The sequence below is a fragment of the Methylophaga sp. SB9B genome (genome assembly GCF_004832235.1).
GTDB lineage: Bacteria > Pseudomonadota > Gammaproteobacteria > Nitrosococcales > Methylophagaceae > Methylophaga > Methylophaga muralis.
In genome coordinates this window covers 1-252 of the sequence record NZ_SSXS01000106.1, presented here as the reverse complement: position 1 = coordinate 252, position 252 = coordinate 1, and the positions used below count along the sequence as shown (strand labels likewise).

Below are 252 nucleotides of genomic sequence, written 5' to 3'. Positions count from 1 at the left end.
TTTGTTTCATTACAATTCTCCGGCTAACTTGTTTTACCAGCCTGCATGCGCGGCGATGGCGGTAGCCAACACCAGTGCCAATGCGGTGGGATGACGTTTATCTGAATAGGTCAGTAATTCGGGATGGCAGCCACAAAGCTGGTATCAAATTTTCCTGCTCTGAAATCAGGATGTTTGAGGATTTGTTGGTAATAGCTGGCCGTAGTTTTAATGCCATGTAACCGCATATCGTCCAGAGCACGACAGCCACGA

The 252-nt window shown here is 47.6% G+C and carries 1 pseudogene; it reads right to left on the bottom strand.

Annotated features, from left to right (window positions below):
• Positions 1-33: 33 nt before the first annotated feature.
• Positions 34-252, bottom strand: a pseudogene (locus tag E8Q33_RS16875) (acetyl-CoA carboxylase biotin carboxylase subunit); the annotation flags it as partial.